The 18,810-nt window shown below is 40.1% G+C and carries 15 protein-coding genes; all 15 read left to right on the forward strand.

The window, feature by feature from the left end:
* Nucleotides 1-75 precede the first annotated feature (75 nt).
* Nucleotides 76-1,050 (forward strand): phospho-N-acetylmuramoyl-pentapeptide-transferase, encoded by a 975-nt coding sequence (mraY, locus tag NSQ64_RS08370; RefSeq protein ID WP_007499771.1) that lies wholly within the window; start codon nt 76-78, stop codon nt 1,048-1,050.
* A gap of 9 nt (nt 1,051-1,059) precedes the next feature.
* Nucleotides 1,060-2,406: a UDP-N-acetylmuramoyl-L-alanine--D-glutamate ligase gene (gene murD / locus NSQ64_RS08375; RefSeq protein ID WP_445684655.1), complete on the forward strand. Its 1,347-nt coding sequence runs from the start codon at nt 1,060-1,062 to the stop codon at nt 2,404-2,406.
* A gap of 59 nt (nt 2,407-2,465) precedes the next feature.
* Complete coding sequence (gene spoVE, locus NSQ64_RS08380; RefSeq protein ID WP_039166797.1) at nt 2,466-3,566, forward strand: stage V sporulation protein E; 1,101 nt, start codon at nt 2,466-2,468, stop codon at nt 3,564-3,566.
* Nucleotides 3,567-3,764: 198 nt separating this feature from the next.
* Complete coding sequence (gene murG, locus NSQ64_RS08385; protein WP_268382597.1) at nt 3,765-4,859, forward strand: undecaprenyldiphospho-muramoylpentapeptide beta-N-acetylglucosaminyltransferase; 1,095 nt, start codon at nt 3,765-3,767, stop codon at nt 4,857-4,859.
* A gap of 30 nt (nt 4,860-4,889) precedes the next feature.
* Nucleotides 4,890-5,801 carry a UDP-N-acetylmuramate dehydrogenase gene (gene murB / locus NSQ64_RS08390; protein WP_341015972.1) on the forward strand — a complete coding sequence of 304 codons (912 nt, stop codon included), beginning with the start codon at nt 4,890-4,892 and terminating at the stop codon, nt 5,799-5,801.
* A 136-nt stretch (nt 5,802-5,937) separates the two neighbouring features.
* Entirely contained in the window at nt 5,938-6,717 is a 780-nt protein-coding gene (locus NSQ64_RS08395; protein WP_341015974.1) for a cell division protein FtsQ/DivIB, read from the forward strand.
* Entirely contained in the window at nt 6,714-7,403 is a 690-nt protein-coding gene (locus NSQ64_RS08400) for a DUF881 domain-containing protein (RefSeq protein ID WP_046527247.1), read from the forward strand. Before NSQ64_RS08395 ends, NSQ64_RS08400 begins: the two co-directional genes overlap by 4 nt.
* A gap of 20 nt (nt 7,404-7,423) precedes the next feature.
* Nucleotides 7,424-8,149, forward strand: a complete 726-nt coding sequence (locus tag NSQ64_RS08405; protein WP_007499758.1) for a DUF881 domain-containing protein — start codon at nt 7,424-7,426, stop codon at nt 8,147-8,149.
* Nucleotides 8,149-8,517 (forward strand): small basic family protein, encoded by a 369-nt coding sequence (locus NSQ64_RS08410; protein WP_003210988.1) that lies wholly within the window; start codon nt 8,149-8,151, stop codon nt 8,515-8,517. Before NSQ64_RS08405 ends, NSQ64_RS08410 begins: the two co-directional genes overlap by 1 nt.
* 159 nt (nt 8,518-8,676) lie before the next feature.
* Nucleotides 8,677-9,999: a cell division protein FtsA gene (ftsA, locus tag NSQ64_RS08415; RefSeq protein ID WP_007499754.1), complete on the forward strand. Its 1,323-nt coding sequence runs from the start codon at nt 8,677-8,679 to the stop codon at nt 9,997-9,999.
* Nucleotides 10,000-10,032: 33 nt separating this feature from the next.
* Nucleotides 10,033-11,178: a cell division protein FtsZ gene (ftsZ, locus tag NSQ64_RS08420; protein WP_007499752.1), complete on the forward strand. Its 1,146-nt coding sequence runs from the start codon at nt 10,033-10,035 to the stop codon at nt 11,176-11,178.
* A gap of 300 nt (nt 11,179-11,478) precedes the next feature.
* Nucleotides 11,479-15,798 (forward strand): S8 family serine peptidase, encoded by a 4,320-nt coding sequence (locus tag NSQ64_RS08425; protein ID WP_445684641.1) that lies wholly within the window; start codon nt 11,479-11,481, stop codon nt 15,796-15,798.
* 249 nt (nt 15,799-16,047) lie between these two features.
* Nucleotides 16,048-16,977: a sigma-E processing peptidase SpoIIGA gene (gene spoIIGA / locus NSQ64_RS08430; protein WP_017367198.1), complete on the forward strand. Its 930-nt coding sequence runs from the start codon at nt 16,048-16,050 to the stop codon at nt 16,975-16,977.
* A gap of 59 nt (nt 16,978-17,036) precedes the next feature.
* On the forward strand, nt 17,037-17,756 hold the full coding sequence (sigE, locus tag NSQ64_RS08435; protein WP_007499746.1) for an RNA polymerase sporulation sigma factor SigE: 720 nt from the start codon (nt 17,037-17,039) through the stop codon (nt 17,754-17,756).
* 143 nt (nt 17,757-17,899) lie between these two features.
* Nucleotides 17,900-18,679, forward strand: coding sequence for an RNA polymerase sporulation sigma factor SigG (gene sigG, locus NSQ64_RS08440; RefSeq protein WP_003211879.1), 780 nt, complete (start codon nt 17,900-17,902; stop codon nt 18,677-18,679).
* Nucleotides 18,680-18,810: the final 131 nt, after the last annotated feature.

Raw genomic sequence — 18,810 nt, forward strand, 5'->3', positions numbered from 1 at the left:
CGAATGAATATCATAATAATGAATGCTATTTTCTAATGGAAAACGGCTTTGGAAATTCGGAAGGAGTAAAGAACAATGCTTGAACAGGTGATATTGTTTACAATCATAATGGGATTTTTAATCAGTGTTCTTTTATCCCCGATTTTTATTCCGTTTTTAAGAAGGCTTAAATTTGGTCAAAGTATTAGAGAAGAAGGACCTCAGTCTCACCAAAAGAAATCTGGTACCCCAACAATGGGTGGAATTATGATTATCTTTTCTATTACAATTACAACGATCGTGATGATTAACAAATTCTCTGAGATTAGTCCAGAAATGTTTTTATTGTTATTTGTCACCCTTGGCTACGGATTATTAGGATTTTTAGATGATTATATTAAAGTAGCGATGAAACGAAATCTTGGCTTAACATCGAAACAAAAACTGATCGGGCAAATTGTGATTGCTGTGATTTTCTATGCAGTCTTCCATTATTATGAGTTTGCAACGACTATTCGCATTCCAGGAACAGATGTCAGCTTTGACTTAGGATGGGCATACTTTATCCTCGTCGTTTTCATGCTTGTCGGTGGTTCTAATGCGGTAAACCTTACGGATGGACTTGATGGTTTATTATCTGGAACAGCTGCTATTGCATTCGGAGCTTTTGCTATATTGGCTTGGAATCAATCTCAGTATGATGTGGCGATCTTTTCGGTAGCAGTAGCAGGCGCTGTCCTTGGGTTCCTTGTCTTTAATGCGCATCCTGCAAAAGTATTTATGGGTGATACGGGATCGCTTGCTTTAGGCGGTGCCATAGTGGCCATTGCCATTTTAACGAAACTTGAGATTTTACTCGTCATTATTGGAGGAGTATTTGTTGTTGAAACGTTATCCGTTATCCTTCAAGTCATCTCCTTCAAAACAACTGGAAAAAGAATCTTTAAGATGAGCCCGCTTCACCACCACTATGAGTTAGTTGGCTGGTCTGAGTGGAGAGTAGTTGTCACCTTCTGGACAGCTGGTTTATTGCTTGCTGTTTTAGGAATTTACATCGAGGTGTGGTTATAATTGAATAGGATGCAAATGTTAAAAGACGAACATGTACTAGTACTAGGCCTTGCAAAAAGCGGATATGCGGCAGCCTCAATTCTTCACGAACACGGAATAAACGTGACGGTCAATGACCAAAAAGCTTTTGAAGAAAACGAGCCTGCTCAGTTACTTTCTGAAAAGGGGATTGATGTCATTTGTGGCAGTCATCCTCTTCGTATGTTCGACGATAAAGAAATTACGATTTTAATTAAGAACCCTGGAATTCCTTATGAGAATGTGATGGTTCAAGAGGCGCTTCGCCGAAAAATTCCAGTTTGGACTGAAATAGAATTGGCGTATCATTTGACCTCATCTCCTTTTATTGGGATTACCGGATCAAATGGAAAAACGACCACGACCACTTTGATTTATGAAATGTTGAAAAAAGACAGCCAAAAAACATTGGTAGCAGGCAATATCGGAACGGTCGCAAGTGAAGTTGCTGCGCGTGCAGCGGGCGATGAATGGATCGTAACTGAGCTCTCTTCATTTCAGTTAATGGGAACCGTTGAATTCAGACCTAAAATCAGCTTAATATTAAATATTTTTGACGCACATTTAGACTATCATCACACGCGTGAAGAATACGAAAAAGCAAAACAGAAAGTGTATGCACATCAACAAGAAGATGACATAGCTGTGGTTAACCTAGATGATCCATCTGTTGTTAAACTAGCAGAAGAGTCGAAAGCGCAAAAAGTGTTTTTCTCAGTTAAAGAGCCGGTAGCACATGGAGCGTTTATTAAAGATGGTGCCATCTACTATATGAATGAACATGTCATTGACCTCAAGGATGTTGTTCTTCCTGGTGAGCATAACCAAGAAAATATTCTAGCAGCTATTTGCGTTGTAAAAAATGCAGGCTGCTCAAACGAAGCGATTGCGCAAGTTCTTACTACATTTAGTGGAGTGAAGCATCGTTTGCAATTTGTGGAGACGATTCAAAATAGAAAATTTTATAATGACAGTAAAGCGACCAATATACTGGCAACAAGTAAAGCTTTGTCTGCCTTCAAGCGGCCGACCATTTTACTAGCAGGTGGACTGGATCGTGGCAATGAATTTGATGAATTAAAACCTTTTATGAAGAATGTAAAAGGAATAATTACATTTGGTGAGACTGCGCCTAAGTTTGTGAAGCTTGGTGAAGAGCTGGGAATACATCACGTAAAACATGTCGATAATGTTGAACAAGCAGTACCTGCGGCGTTTAGCATATCTGAAGAAGAAGACGTGATTTTATTGTCTCCAGCTTGTGCAAGCTGGGATCAGCATAAAACATTTGAAGAACGAGGAGACATGTTTGTAAACGCCGTGCATATGCTTAAATAAGGGCTTGTCTCTCATATGACTGACAGCCCAAATGAAATTATGCTTGGGGTGTCGGTCTCTTGACGAATAAGAAAACTTCTCCGGATTTTTTGCTTGTTGTCATTACGTTACTTTTATTGACGATTGGTTTAATTATGGTGTACAGCGCAAGTGCTGTCTGGGCATCGTATAAATTTGATGATTCGTTTTATTTTGCAAAAAGACAGCTTTTGTTTGCCGGAATCGGAGTTATCGCAATGTTTTTCATTATGCGGGTCGATTATTGGACGTGGCGGACTTGGTCAAAGATACTGATTGCAGTGTGTTTTCTCCTACTCGTGCTTGTCTTGATTCCTGGTATCGGTATGGAGAGAAATGGTTCAAGAAGCTGGATTGGTGTCGGTGCGTTTAGTATTCAGCCATCTGAATTTATGAAGCTTGCGATGATTGCGTTTCTTGCAAAATTCTTATCTGAAAAACAAAAGAATATCACATCCTTTCGTAAAGGTTTCGCCCCAGCACTAGGCATTGTGTTTTCCGCATTTGCCATCATTATGCTGCAGCCGGACCTAGGTACAGGAACGGTTATGGTTGGAACCTGTATTATTATGATATTTGTTTCAGGTGCGAGAATCGCTCACTTTATCTTTCTCGGTCTTTTAGGGCTTAGCGGATTTGCCGCACTTGTCTTATCAGCACCCTATCGAATAAAACGAATTACATCTTATTTAAATCCTTGGGAGGATCCACTTGGTAGCGGGTTTCAAATTATTCAATCCTTATACGCTGTCGGTCCAGGCGGTCTGTTTGGAATGGGGCTAGGTCAGAGTAGACAAAAATTCTTCTATTTGCCTGAGCCTCAAACAGACTTTATCTTTGCTATATTGTCTGAAGAACTTGGATTTATAGGTGGATCACTCATTTTGCTGCTCTTTAGTGTTCTATTGTGGAGAGGCATTAGAATAGCCCTCGGTGCACCAGATTTATATGGAAGTTTCTTGGCAGTGGGCATCATCTCAATGGTTGCCATTCAAGTAATGATTAATATCGCAGTTGTCACTGGTCTCATCCCTGTGACGGGCATCACACTCCCATTCATAAGTTATGGCGGTTCATCACTGACATTAATGCTGATGGCAATTGGCGTACTTTTGAATGTAAGCAGGTATGCTAGATATTAATGTGCTGATAGTTCATGAAACCATATAGACTTTTATTTTGCAAAAGTATGAAAAAATGATTTGAAGAGTGAAAATGGCAGTTTTTGTTTCGAAAACATGATGATCGACTCTTCTTTACAGGTTTTGACGGAGCCCTGTTGTTTAAAACAGGGTTTATACTTTGTTCAGAGCAGAAAAAAATTGAGGGGAAATGGTATAATGCGTATAGTTATTAGTGGAGGCGGAACAGGCGGGCATATTTATCCTGCTCTAGCTTTTATTAAAGAAGTGAAAAGACTGCATCCTGATGTGGAATTTTTATATATTGGCACTGAGAATGGGCTTGAAAAGAAAATTGTAGAAAGAGAAAATATCCCTTTTAAATCAATTGAAATTTCAGGTTTTAAAAGAAAGCTTTCCTTTGATAATGTAAAAACAGTGATGAGGTTTCTAAAGGGCGTCCAAAAAAGTAAATCTTATTTAAAAGAATTTAAGCCGGATGCTGTTATTGGAACAGGTGGTTATGTGTGTGGTCCTGTTGTTTATGCTGCGTCTAAGCTAAAAATCCCGACGATCATTCACGAACAAAATAGCCTGCCAGGCATCACAAATAAGTTTCTGGCACGGTATGTGAATAAAGTAGCCATCTGTTTTGAAGAAGCAAAGGAACACTTTCCTTCAGAAAAGGTTGTTTTTACGGGAAACCCAAGAGCCTCTGAAGTCGTCTCTATTAAAGAGGGAAAATCTCTTAAAGAGTTTGGGCTGGATGAGAAGAAAAAAACGGTTCTCATTTTTGGTGGGAGCAGAGGTGCAGCCCCAATCAATCGAGCAGTGATTGACATGCAAGATGAATTAAAGGCAAAGAACTATCAGCTTTTATATATTACAGGTGAGGTTCATTATGAAAAAGTGCTGAACGAATTAAAAGAAAAAGGTGAAGCACCGAATATGATCACAAAGCCTTTCTTGCATCAAATGCCGGAGTATTTAAAATCAATTGATGTCATTGTTGCAAGAGCTGGAGCCACAACGATTGCTGAAGTGACGGCACTTGGAATTCCGACCATCTTCATTCCAAGTCCATACGTGACCGCAAATCATCAAGAAATTAACGCAAGATCACTTGAAAAACATGATGCTGCGATCGTTTTAAGAGAATCAGAGCTTTCTGGAGATCGCTTGCTTCATGCAATTGATGAAATTGCTGGTAATGACGAGAAACTACATCAAATGAGCCGTTTAACAAAAGAACTCGGAGTACCAGATGCGGCCATACGTTTATATAATGTGTTAAAAGAAATTACGACTTCATGATGAATGATATGAGGTAAGGCGGAGGGTAATATGGAGAACTTGAAGAATGAATTATTAGAAGCGCAAGTTGGTAAAGTACTTGAAAATGAACCGCTTGCAAATCATACGACAATGAAAATAGGCGGACCGGCCGATCTATTAGTCATCCCTAAAGATGTCGATGCTGTCAAAACAATTATGGATCAGGTGAAAAAACATGATACTCAATGGACGGTCATTGGAAGAGGATCCAATTTACTTGTCCTTGATAAAGGAATTCGCGGGGTCGTTTTAAAGCTGGGCACTGGGCTTGATCACTTAACTGTCAATGATGAAGAAATTACAGTTGGTGGAGGCTATTCAGTTGTAAGACTCGCGACGTCTCTTAGTAAGCAGGGGCTGTCAGGATTGGAATTCGCAGCTGGTATTCCAGGATCTATTGGTGGCGCTGTTTATATGAACGCAGGGGCACATGGATCTGACATTAGCAAGATTCTTGTGAAAGCGAGAGTCTTATTTGAAGATGGAACGATCGAGTGGTTAACTAATGAGCAAATGAACTTTAGCTATCGAACTTCTGTGCTTCAAAAGGAACGACCTGGAATTGTTCTCGAAGCAGTGTTCAAGCTTAAACAGGACGAACGTGAGAAAATCACAAAGAAAATGCAGCAAAATAAAGATTATCGCAAGGAAACACAACCGTATAATAAACCATGCGCCGGCAGTATTTTCCGAAATCCATTACCTGAATATGCAGGACAGCTTGTAGAAAAGGCGAATTTAAAAGGATATCAGATTGGCGGCGCTAGAATTTCTGATATGCACGGAAACTTTATTGTCAATGCTGGTGGGGCGAAGGCTCAAGATGTGCTCGACTTAATTCAGTACATTCAAAAGAAAATCAAAGATGACTACAATGTAGAGATGCATACAGAAGTAGAAATTATTGGTGAAGCAAATTAAAGGCTACTACTTATGAATGATGGTATCACAGGAAAACAAACGGCATTTTTTCATGCCGTTTGTTTTCTAATCAATATGAGATAAAGAATGATCCAAAGGTGCGGACAAGCAGCTTTGAATGAGGTGAAGAGTATATATGCGGCCTGATCATGAAAATGAAAAGATCGTCAATATAGAAGAGCGAATCCCTAAAATTAAAGAACAAAGGAAGCAGAAAGCGAATCGGAGATTAATCTCTTTTATTTTGCTGTTTTTTATCATGGTTTTAATTATTGTCTATTTGCAAACACCAATCAGTAAAATTTCTTCTTTAACCATTACTGGTAATGAACATGTACCAACAAAACAGCTCGTTAAACTTTCGCAAATTAAAGAAGGCGAGACAGAGTTTTGGAATTTAAATAAAGATATAACAGCAGACCATATAAAGCAAAATAAGTTGATTAAAAGTGTCAGTATCAAAAAACATTTCCCTAATAAGGTCAGTATTGCTGTCAAAGAGTATGCAAATATTGCGTATCTGCAAAAGGGACATTTTTATTATGAGCTTCTTGAAAACGGGACGGCTTTGCCAGATGAAGTAACGCCAAGTCACGCAGGACCTATTTTTGTCGATTGGGACAATAAAGAGAAATTGAAGCAAACAGTGAAAGCTCTGAATCAACTGCCGGCTTCTATTCAGGAACTAATCTCAGAAATATATTACGTACCGACTAGCTCCAATCAGTGGCTCGTTAAATTTTATATGAATGATGGAAACACCGTTATTGCATCAATTAAAACATTCGCAGATAAAATGACGACGTACCCTGCCATTGTCAAAGAGCTTTCGTCCTCTGAGAAAGGTACGATTCATATGGAAGTAGCCACATATTTTGAAGCTTTTAAATCTAAGAAAAAGGAAGATGAACGTTGAGAGGCAAAACCGTCATATTCTCAATTGTAATGCTTGTTCTTGGATTTCTGATTTCTTTTTCATACCAATATACGAAGCAGCATCGAGCAGATGTCAATCGAACAGAACAATGGAAAAAAGAATATTCTTTGAAAAGTCAGCTAACAAAGCAAGAAAAGGCGAATCAAAAACTTGAAAAAGAACTTTATCGTCTTCAATCAAAGGTCCAAGCAACAGAGTTTGGTTTGAAAAATGAAAAAGAGCAGTATTTTAATGTTTTAGAAGATGTTGAGAAATACAGAATGTTTACAGGAGAAATAGGTGTAAAAGGGAAAGGGGTCAAAGTATCTCTTGAAGATGCATCTTATATCCCGAGTGGACAAAATGTCAATAATTACATTGTGCATGAGAGCCACATTTTCCATGTGATAAACGAACTATTTATATCAGGGGCATCTGCTGTAGCTATAAACGGACAAAGAATCACACACCAATCATACATACATTGTAACGGTCCAGTCGTCACGGTTGATGGTGTTCAACATCCAGCACCATTTGTCATTTCTGCTATTGGAGATCCAGCTGTTTTAATTCCTGCATTAAACATTGCAGGCGGGGTGGTTGATCAGCTGACAAGTGATCATATTTCCATGACGATTGAAAAGAAGGATATTCGTATGAATCCTCTTCTAAGAAACAAAGATTAAATGTGAAAAGGTGAGTGGTGTTGAGGAAAAAGAAGCCATTACTTAGTTTGACAGTCCTGATGGTCATATTTGGCATCATGGTCTCCATCCAGTTTAACTCTCTACAAAAGCCTAAAGTTCGCGATACTCGAGACGTTTGGGAATTAAGAGAGGATTTATCTGCATCTAAAAGTAAAGAACTGGATTTATTGAAAGAAATTGATAAATATGATGAAATGCTAAAAAAGTATGGCAACCAAGAAGATCAATCAAAAGAAGCACAATTAACAAAAACGTTGAAGGATTTGAAAGAAAAGGCTGGTTTTACAGAGGTAACGGGTGAAGGAGTTGAAATAGAAATTACTCAGCTTTTTTCTAAGGAACTTACCGGAGAAGAAGTCAAAAATATACCACCTGATCTTCTAAAAAAATTAATCAACGAAGCCAATATGTTTGGGGCAAAACATATTTCCATTAATGAACACCGGGTGATTAACACCAGTGTTATTCGAGATATTAATGGTACGACGAAAATGGATGGTTACAGCATAGATGGTGATACAGTCACGATTAAGATGGTCAGCGAGCAGGCCGATAAATTATACAGCCGTTTAAATGTATCAGATATTGGTGATTTGTTTGCTCAGGAAAATTTCAGTTTGAGTATTAGACCGCCGAAGAAAAAAATTCATTTAAAAGCATTTGACGGTACAATTCAATTAAATGAATTGAAGCCTCTTGACGATGTAAAGGAGGGAAAATCTTAATGTGGCTTCCTGTACTTGGTTTAATCATAGGAGTTGCGATCGGTTTCTTAACGAATTTTACGATACCGAATGAGTATTCTAACTATCTTTCCCTCGCCGTACTTGCTGCGCTTGATACATTGATTGGTGGAATCAGAGCACATCTGCAAGGGGCATACGATGAACTAGTGTTTGTATCAGGTTTCTTCTTTAATATTATACTCGCAATAAGTTTAGCTTTTCTGGGCGTCCATCTTGGTGTAGACTTGTATTTAGTCGGAATGTTTGCATTCGGTGTTAGATTGTTTCAAAATATCGCCGTTATTCGAAGAATTCTACTAACAAAATGGACAATTTCTAGAGAAAAAAAGAAAAAAAGTGAGTCATAAAAAAGGATATACATATGATGTAACGAATATTTTCAGTAATCCTAATAAAAAATGTTGATTTTTTAAGTTTTGTTACACACTTGTAAAAACACATTCATTGTATTGTTGTTCAGCAAATAATAGAATAGAAAGTATTGATATGTGAGGAGGTGCCATAGAATGAACAACAATGAAATTTACGTCAGCCTTGACATCGGTACATCCAATATAAAAGTCATCGTCGGAGAAATGGCGGATGATTCGCTTAACATTATAGGTGTTGGAAATGTCCCTTCAGAGGGGTTAAAAAAAGGATCGATTGTTGATATAGATGAAACAGTTCATTCTATTAGACAAGCATTTGAACAGGCTGAGAGAATGGTAGGTTTTCCTTTACAAAAGGCGATAGTCGGAATTAACGGAAACCACATTCATATTCAGAATACGAGCGGCGTTGTCGCAGTGTCTAGTGAAAATAAAGAAATACATGCTGAAGATGTGAGACGTGTCTTGGATGCTGCACAGGTAGTATCTATTCCGCAAGAACATCTCGTAGTAGACGTAATTCCGAGACAATTTATCGTCGACGGAAGAGATGAGATCACAGATCCGAAAAAAATGCTAGGTGTACGGCTAGAAGTGGATGGATCGTTAATCACTGGTTCTAAAACGATTCTACATAACTGGCTCCGATGTGTAGAGCGGGCTGGTATTGAAATTATGGATATTTGCTTGCAGCCACTCGCATCGGGTTCAGCGGCGTTATCGAAAGATGAAAAAAATCTAGGGGTAGCTCTTGTCGATATTGGCGGCGGCTCTACTACGATATCCGTATTTGAAAACGGGCATCTCTATTCTACTCACAGTATCCCATTGGGCGGAGAGAACATTACAAAAGATTTGTCTATAGGACTTAGAACTTCCACTGAAGAAGCTGAACGAATCAAAAAGCAATTTGGGCATGCATTCTATGATGAGGCATCGTCTGAGGAGACATTTGAAGTTTCCGTCATCGGTACGGACCAAAAACAGACGTATACACAACTTGAAGCAGCCAATATCATTGAAGCACGATTGGAAGAGATTCTGCTTTTTGTGGCAGAGGAATTACGCAATATGGGTGTCCATGATTTGCCTGGCGGATTCGTTCTAACAGGTGGACAGGCAGCTATACCAGGTATCCTTTCTCTGGCACAAACGGTCTTACAAAACAATGTAAGAATCGCAAGTCCTAATTATATTGGGGTCAGGGAACCTCAATATATGACAGGAGTGGGCCTGATCCATTTTGCTTATCGCAATGCAAAGATTCAGGGCAGACAGGTTGGATTCCAAATGCCGGATGAAGCATTTCATGAAGTAGGCGCGTCCATGGAGCCGGTTTCTTCTACACCACAAGTAAAAGAAGCTCAGCCAAGACCGAAAGTGAAACAAAAAGCGCAACAAGAGACAAATAAAAAACCGGGCAAAATGAAAAAACTATTTAATATGTTCTGGGAATAGAACTAGATTTTCGACGGATTAGGAGGATTCAGCATGTTGGAGTTTGAAACAAATATAGACGGCCTAGCATCAATTAAAGTAATCGGTGTAGGTGGCGGCGGAAATAACGCTGTCAACCGAATGATTGAAAATGACGTACAGGGTGTCGATTTTATTGCAGTGAATACAGATGCACAGGCGTTAAACTTATCAAAAGCAGAAACAAAAATGCAAATCGGCGCTAAGCTGACAAGAGGGCTTGGAGCAGGTGCGAATCCTGAAGTCGGTAAAAAAGCTGCTGAAGAAAGCAAAGAACAAATTGAAGAAGTCCTAAAAGGCGCTGACATGGTCTTTGTGACAGCCGGTATGGGCGGTGGAACTGGTACGGGTGCTGCACCTGTCATTGCGAAAATCGCAAAAGATTCTGGAGCCTTGACAGTTGGAGTTGTGACTCGTCCTTTCACATTTGAAGGAAGAAAGCGTCAGCTTCAAGCAGTTGAAGGGATTGCTTCTATGAAAGAAGCAGTTGATACGTTAATCGTGATTCCAAACGATCGCCTGCTTGAAATTGTCGATAAAAACACGCCAATGCTTGAAGCATTCCGTGCAGCAGATAACGTGTTAAGACAAGGTGTTCAAGGGATCTCAGATCTCATTGCAACACCAGGTTTAATTAACCTTGACTTTGCTGACGTGAAAACGATCATGTCTAACAAAGGTTCAGCTCTTATGGGAATTGGTGTCGCAACAGGCGAAAACCGTGCTGCTGAAGCAGCGAAAAAAGCCATTTCTTCACCACTTCTTGAAACAGCGATTGATGGAGCACAAGGTGTTATCATGAATATTACTGGTGGTACGAACCTTAGTCTTTATGAGGTACAAGAAGCAGCGGATATTGTTGCATCAGCCTCTGATGAAGATGTCAACATGATCTTTGGATCTGTCATTAATGATAACTTGAAGGATGAAATTGTGGTCACAGTCATCGCAACCGGTTTTATTGAGCAAGAACCGGAAGTGACAAAACCTCAAAGAAATCCATTAGGACAAGGATTAAAGCAAAATCAATCCATTCCACAAAAGCGTGAAGTAAAACGTGAGGAACATCAGCAAACATCATCACAACCAAGACAAAATACACAGTCAAGTGATGATACATTGGATATCCCAACGTTCTTACGTAACCGCAACAAACGATAAGCAGGCACGATTCATCCCCTTCCTTTGGAAGGGGTTTTTTTATGTCTGCACGGTGAGAAGATCCTGCGTCTGATTGATATAAAAGTCTTGTTTCTGCGTGTTATTTGGAACTATCGTATGTGTTTTGGTTTGAGTCTTTTAAGTCAAAAGAATCATTTTTCATTTCCTTTACAAAAAACGACAAAATGTTGAACTTTATTTGACTACATTAATGAGAACACCATGAAACTTGTCATGATCAAAAAGAAGGGGGAGGGGCAGGATACACACTGTTTGACCATTTGAGGAGGAGGGATTTTATTGAAAGTGAAGTTTCGCAAAACCGCCGTCTATCGTTTCATGAGTCTTTTGGTGATTGGTACTTTAACGATGACAAGCTTTGGGATGGTTCAAGCAAAATCGACTTCTACCTCATATCAGGAGGAAGCCGTTTCCTCTAAGACAACAAAAGCCAAGATTTCTTCGAGATTAAAGAAGCAGTTTCAAAAGGAAGATAAGGTGACCTTCTTAGTCAAAATGAAGGAACAAACGAATGTACAAAAAGTAGCAAAAGAAGCTGTATCAAAAGCAAAAAAACAAAAATTAACCGCGGCTAAAACGCAGTACACAAAAAGATCAGCCGTTGTATCTGAGCTGAGAGCAACATCTGATGAAACGCAGCAAGCGCTCCTAGCGTATTTACAAAAGGAAAAAAAGAATAAGCAAGTGAAAGATATTCATTCCTACTATATTGTGAATGGTCTAGCTGTGACGGCAACAAAAGAAGTGATGGAAAAGGTTGCTTCTTTTCCAGAAGTAGCTCAAGTGCTGCCGAATGAAACACGTCAACTTCATCGTCCTGTTGATTTGAAGCATGCTAAGCCAAACAAACAAATCAAAGCAGTAGATGGAGTTGAATGGAATATTGCTCAGGTGCATGCACCAGAAGCGTGGGATTTAGGCTATGACGGGACTGGAACCGTTGTGGCAAGTATTGATACTGGTGTCGAATGGGATCATCCTGCGCTAAAAGAAAAATACCGCGGGTTTGATCCTGCTCGTCCGAACGAACCATCTCATGAACTGAATTGGTATGATGCCACGACAGGCTCTGAAGTCCCTTATGATGACTTGGAGCACGGGACCCATGTGACAGGCACAATGGTTGGTTCTGAGCCAGATGGAAAGAATCAAATTGGGGTCGCACCGGGAGCAGAATGGATTGCAGTGAAAGCTTTTTCAGAAGATGGCGGTACAGATGCTGATCTGTTAGATGCCGGTGAGTGGATTTTAGCACCGAAAGATCGTAACGGAAATCCTCACCCAGAAAAGGCACCTGATGTTGTGAATAATTCGTGGGGCGGTGGGCCAGGTCTTGATGATTGGTATAAAGATGTAGTGAATGCTTGGAGAGCAGCAGACATCTTTCCAGAATTTTCAGCCGGTAATACCGACTTATTCAATCCAGGCGGCGCGGGTTCGATTGCAAATCCCGCTAACTATCAAGAAGCCTTTGCTACAGGCGCAACAGATCATGACAACAAGTTAGGGTCTTTCTCCCTTCAGGGTCCTTCTCCATATGGCGTAATGAAACCAGATATTGCTGCTCCGGGAGTAAACATTCGTTCTTCGATCCCGGGAAAAGGATATGAGGATGGATGGAATGGTACATCGATGGCAGGTCCGCATGTCTCAGCTGTTGTTCTTCTTCTTCGCCAAGTGCAATCAGACCTTTCTGTTGATGAAATTCAGCAAATTCTCATTGAGACAGCGAAACCACTGACAGATCAGCAATTTCCTGAATCCCCTAACAACGGCTATGGGGCAGGGTTAGTTGATGCAAGAGAGGCGATTACGGCTTTAACCAATGGAATCGGTACGATTGAAGGCCAGGTGACAAAAGAGGGAGAAGATACAGAACCACCTGTTTTTTCACATAAAGGTCCTAATGAAATTTTTGCTGCAACGCCAACCCCATTGACCATCACTGCAGAAGATGAGATAGCAGTGGCAAATGTTTCTTTGACTTACCGAGTAGATCAAGGTGAATGGGAGACATTGCAAGCCAACCGCACGGATGGAAATCATTTAAAAGGAACCTATACGGTACAGCTCCCTGAACTTGAGGGGGAAAACGTGACGTACCGATGGATTGTGAAAGATTTTGGAGAAAATGAAGCGGCATCAGATTCTTATACACTTCCAATTAAAACATCCATCACCACTGGCTACTCACAAGATTTTGAAGCATGGCCAAGTGGATGGTTCAGTGGTGGAACAAAAGATCCGTGGCAGTGGGGAAAACCGTCCACAGGTCCAAAACAAGCATTTAGCGGGGAACATGTCTATGCCACCAATTTAGACAGTCCTTATGAAAATAAAACGGATGCCAATTTGTCTATGCCGCTCATTGCTGTACCAGATTCAGGTTCTTCCTACCTGCAATATCAATACTGGCATGATCTCGAAGCCAATTATGATTATGTGCATGTCTATGTACAGCCAGAGGGTGAAGACGCCGTTCAAGCGACAGCTTATACGGGGAAAACAAATGCGTGGACAGCAGGCGAGGTTGATTTATCTGCTTATAAAGGTCAAAAAGTGAGAGTCCTGTTTCAGATAAGAACAGATGGCAGTGTCACAAAAGATGGCTTTTATTTAGATGATGTGAAAATCACAGATGAGGCTTTGTCTCAACAAGCTAAGAACCAGCTAGGTGTGATCAAAAAAGAAAAATCCACAAGCCAGAATAAGAAATCAGTTGATCCAAAAAAGGCAAAGCCTGCTAAAGTAAAAAATAAACATGTACACATTCAAAAGCAAAACAGTCATGATGCTCCATCTATTCAAGCTCTTCCAATGAAAGCGCAAATCAGTGTTCTAGAAAGCGGAAAATCAACTTCCACCGATGAAGCGACAGGGAAATATCAGCTGTCTCAAGGAGCAGGAGAATGGACAGTGAAAGCGGAAGCTTACGGCTTTGAATCACGGTCCCAAAAAGTCAAAGTGGCATCAAAAGAAACAGCAGAAGCGAATTTCTCCTTACAGCCGCTAGAGAAACGAACGATCTCCGGCACGGTCGTCAATGAAACAACTGGTGAAAAGGTGAAGAATGCAACTGTTTATCTTGTGGAGGACGCAAAAATTGAGCCGGTGAAAACAGATGAATCCGGTGAATTTTCTCTAGAGGCATTAAGCGGTGTCTATACAGTCAAAATTTTTGCAAAGGGGTTTAAAGGCTATACGTTTACAGCGGATGTGACGGAAAAGCCACTTGAAAAGTCAGTGAAACTTGAGCCTTTTATCGGTTTTCCGGGAGAGATTGGCTACGATGATGGAACGGCTGAAAATGCACGGGCTTTCTACGATCCTGGCAATGGCTGGGCTGTAAAGTTTTCATTAGAAAAAGGAAAGAAACAAGCACAAGTCACAGGTGGTCTTTTCCGGTTTTGGACATCAGAATGGCCAGCTCCTGGAGGCGATGAATTTGCTGTTGAAGTATATGATGCTTCTGGGAAGGGTGGCGCACCAGGTGAGAAAATCGCAGGACCTTTAAAAGCAAATGCGCTGCGTAATGGTGAATGGACAAAAGTAGATTTAGAAGATCAAGCCATTACAGTGGATGGAGATTTCTATCTTGTTTATATTCAAACGAAAAAGAATACCGAATCTCCGGGACTTGCCACAGATGAAGATGGCCCTAATGCTGAAAGAAGCTGGCAGCTGACGAGCGGTGCTTTTTCTCCTTCTCCGAAAGAAGAGGGGAATTATATGATTCGTGCGCTCGTAAACTATGAAGCAGATGTACCAGAAATCACTTCTCCAAAGGAAGGAACCATTACAAATCAAGGTGAATTGACGATTGAAGGCACAGCCTCTCCGGGTCTCGATGTGGCCATTTATCAGAATGATGAAGAGGTGGCCAACGTCAAATCAGATGAGTCGGGTACTTTCAAAGAAAATGTATCTGTTCCAAGTGGAGAGCATGTCTTCACGGCGGCGACTGTAACGGATAAAGGCTCAACAAAACATTCCAAGCCAGTCAAGGTGATCATCGATCAAACAGCACCGACGTTGACCATTGATACACCGAAAAAAGGCGACAAGTTTAATAGAGAATCACTCACGGTGGAAGGGAAAGTAGCGGATGATTATCTAGATCAAGTCACAGTCAATGGAAAAAAAGCGACTGTAAAGGATGGGGCATATTCTGCAAGGGTGCTGCTTGAGAACGGGAAAAATACAATCAAAGTGACAGCAAAAGATGCAGCTGGAAACAAAACGACTAAAAAGGTCGACATCGATGTTCAATATGATGCACCTGTTATTTCTGAATTAACGCCAAAAGATAATATGAATCTATCATCAGGTGAATCGGTTAAGATTTCATTTAAAAGCAGGGAAAAGCTAGATGCCACCTTTGTTCTTCATATGCCGCTGACAAATGCTAGATCAAAACTTCAAAACACAACCGAACTGCCGATTCGTGAAGTAGCACCGGGAACGTATGAAGGCTACTGGACGGCGACATCTATTGCAAAAGCAAAAGGTGCAGTGATTGAAGTCATTGTCAAAGATGATTATGGAAATGTCACAAGACAGAAGGCAGAAGGAACACTCACCATCAATGAGAAAGAATGACAGCGAAAAAGACACGACTCTTCGGAGCGTGTCTTTTTTTGTGCAATGGATAGAGGAGACACTTGTCCAACAAATCATTCGGATGTTCTTTCTGTCTCATACGTCGACAAAAACGATAACAATCCACCAAAAGTTCTCTATCATCCCCTACAAGAATTGACAGACTTCCATCCGATGACTGTTTTATACTGGTACAAACAAGTGCAAGTACTGCTTTTGATTCTTTGTTTCAGATGAAAGGAGCAGAAGGTGGTCATTTATTTAGATGTCATTTGGCTGTTAAACTTTTGTTTTGATCTATTGCTGCTCTTACTCACGGCATTTATTCTCAAACGACAAGTGAAAAAAAGGCGATATATGTTAGGAGCTCTCATTGGATCGAGCATTGTTCTCTTGCTCTTTACGCCATTTGCAATGATTGTGTCGCACCCTTTAGGCAAACTGCTTTTTTCTGTCTTGATCGTGCTTGGAACCTTTGGCTTTCAAAGATTTCGTTCCTTTTTTCAAAACCTGTTTGCTTTTTACTTTGTCACATTTTTGATGGGAGGGGGCATGATCGGGGTTCATTCGTTTTTGCAGACAAATACAGTCATTCAAGATGGACTGCTTATTTCACAAAATGATGGATTTGGTGATCCCATTAGCTGGCTTTTTGTTCTCACTGGCTTTCCGGCCATTTGGCTGTTTTCAAAGAAACGATTAGGAGAGGTTGGTGCGAAAAAAAGACAATATGACGAACAAGTACTTGTGGAGATACACATTCAAGGAGAAACGATCCGCTTAAATGGTCTGGTCGATTCTGGAAATCAGCTGTATGATCCATTGACGAAAACACCTGTCATGATCGTCCAGCTCGATCAGCTCACATCTATTTTCGGAGAGCCATTTATAGAAAAAATGAAACAGTTTCATCCTGTTGAAGTGATGCAAAAGCTTGATGACCATTTTCCGCTGCTTGATCGTTTAAGACTCGTTCCGTATCGTGCAGTCGGTCATGACCACGGGTTTCTACTATGCTTTAAACCAGATACGGTCGTCCTTTATACAAAAACGCATATGATCCAGCCAGCGAAGTGTTTTGTTGGGATGAGTCTAAGCGGATTATCAGCAGATCAGGAATTTCAATCCATCATTCATCCAGAGATGTTAGACGGAAAAATGATACAAGGGGTGTCGTAGTTTTTTTGTGATGTCTTTTATCTTACGAAGTCAACTGGACATTTAGAAGGGAGAAGAAGATGAAAAAATTAAAATTTAAACTCACTTACTACTGGTATAAACTCCTCATGAAGCTAGGGCTAAAGAGTGATGAGATTTATTATATTGGTGGAAGTGAGGCACTGCCTCCGCCATTATCAAAGGATGAAGAACAAGAATTGCTCGTTAAATTACCTAAAGGGGATCAAACAGCAAGAGCCATTTTGATCGAAAGAAACTTGCGATTGGTCGTTTATATCGCAAGAAAATTTGAAAACACAGGCATTAACATTGAGGATTTGATTAGTATCGGAACGATAGGACTCATCAAGGCAGTAAATACGTTTAATCCAGAAAAAAAGATCAAACTGGCCACATATGCGTCTAGATGTATTGAAAATGAAATTTTGATGTATTTGCGCCGAAATAATAAAATCCGTTCAGAAGTATCCTTTGATGAACCGCTTAACATCGACTGGGACGGCAATGAATTGCTTTTATCAGATGTTCTTGGGACAGATGATGATATTATCACCCGGGATATTGAAGCAAATGTCGATAAAAAATTACTGAAAAAAGCGTTAGAACAATTAAACGATCGTGAAAAACAGATCATGGAACTGAGATTCGGTTTAGTTGGCGGTGAAGAAAAGACCCAAAAAGATGTTGCCGACATGCTTGGTATTTCTCAGTCCTATATTTCAAGGCTCGAAAAAAGAATTATTAAACGATTGCAAAAAGAATTTAATAAGATGGTCTAAAAAAAATTTTTTGAAAGCTTTATCCCTGTACTGTCAAAGGGATCACCATTTTTTCACATATTTCTCGTCATAGACCGTGCATATTTTTCCATCCCACGGAGATACTGAACTTTGTACAACAGCTCCTGTAGGGAGGGAAAAAAGTGTCCAGAAATAAAGTGGAAATCTGCGGAGTCGACACCTCCAAACTGCCTGTTCTGAAAAACGACGAGATGAGAAAATTATTCAGACAGCTGCAAGATGAAGGTGACGATACAGCAAGAGAAAAGCTAGTCAATGGCAATTTGCGGTTGGTTTTAAGTGTGATTCAGCGTTTTAACAACAGAGGCGAGTATGTTGATGATCTCTTCCAAGTAGGCTGTATCGGATTAATGAAATCAATTGATAATTTTGATTTAAGCCACAATGTCAGATTTTCAACTTATGCGGTCCCTATGATCATAGGAGAAATCCGTCGATACTTGCGCGATAACAACCCTATCCGGGTGTCTCGTTCACTAAGAGATATTGCCTATAAGGCGCTTCAAGTTCGTGAGAGACTAATTAGTGAGACAAGCAAGGAACCAACGGCAGAAGACATTGCCAAAGTGTTAGAAGTCCCTCATGAGGAAATTGTTTTTGCCCTAGATGCCATTCAAGATCCTGTTTCTTTGTTTGAACCGATTTATAATGACGGAGGAGATCCGATTTATGTAATGGATCAAATTAGTGATGAACGGAACAAAGATACACAATGGGTAGAAGAATTGGCCTTAAAAGAGGGAATGCGCAGATTGAATGATCGAGAAAAAATGATTCTTCGCAAACGCTTCTTCCAAGGTAAAACACAAATGGAAGTGGCAGAAGAAATCGGCATTTCTCAAGCACAAGTATCAAGGCTTGAAAAAGCAGCAATCAAACAAATGAATAAAAATATTTTTTAAAGCCGCCGCTAATGTGCGGCTTTTTTCATTCTTTTTAGAGAACCCATCTGTAGTATTGACTCTGTTATTTTTTTCATTTAATCTGTTTTTAACAAATGTTATTTAAAATATCATTTGTGAGGGAATAGAGA

The sequence above is a fragment of the Bacillus sp. FSL W8-0183 genome (assembly GCF_038006825.1).
In the GTDB taxonomy this organism is placed as follows: Bacteria; Bacillota; Bacilli; order Bacillales; family Bacillaceae; genus Bacillus; species Bacillus altitudinis.